Origin of the sequence: Streptomyces niphimycinicus (assembly GCF_018883605.1) — a bacterium.
Taxonomy (GTDB): Bacteria; Actinomycetota; Actinomycetes; order Streptomycetales; family Streptomycetaceae; genus Streptomyces; species Streptomyces niphimycinicus.
The window spans coordinates 1-610 of record NZ_JAHLEM010000850.1 but is presented as its reverse complement, the minus strand read 5'-3'; the positions used below and the strand labels follow the sequence as shown (position 1 = coordinate 610).

1 protein-coding gene is annotated in these 610 nt (G+C 69.2%); it reads left to right on the top strand.

Annotated elements, in window-relative coordinates; translation table 11 throughout:
• Window positions 1-610: beta-ketoacyl synthase N-terminal-like domain-containing protein (locus KN815_RS44120; RefSeq protein ID WP_216347376.1), on the top strand; the 610-nt coding region annotated here is incomplete at both ends.

Genomic DNA, 610 nt, shown 5'->3' with positions numbered 1-610 from the left:
CCGAGTTCGACGCCGGGTTCTTCGGGATCTCGCCGCGCGAGGCCGTGGCCATGGACCCGCAACAGCGGCTGCTCCTGGAGACATCATGGGAGGTATTCGAGCGCGCGGGTATCCCCGCCACCTCCGTCAAGGGCGAGCGGATCGGTGTGTTCACCGGTGTGATGCACCACGACTACCTCACCCGACTGTCGACCACTCCGGACGGTGTCGAGGGGTATCTGGGCACGGGCGCGGCGGCAGGCGTCGCCTCGGGCCGGGTGGCCTATACCTTCGGCCTCGAGGGCCCGGCCGTCACCGTGGACACGGCCTGCTCGTCGTCGCTGGTGGCACTGCACCTCGCCATACAGGCGCTGCGCCTCGGCGAGTGCTCGCTCGCGCTGGCCGGTGGCGTGACGGTGATGTCCACCCCCACCGTCTTCGTGGAATTCTCCCGACAGCGCGGACTCGCACCGGACGGCACCTGCAAGGCGTTCGCGGGAGCGGCGGACGGCACCGGCTTCGCAGAAGGCATCGGCATGCTGCTGGTGGAGCGGCTGTCTGATGCTGAGCGCAACGGGCACCCCATCCTGGCTGTGGTGCGGGGTTCTGCGGTGAATCAGGATGGTGCGTC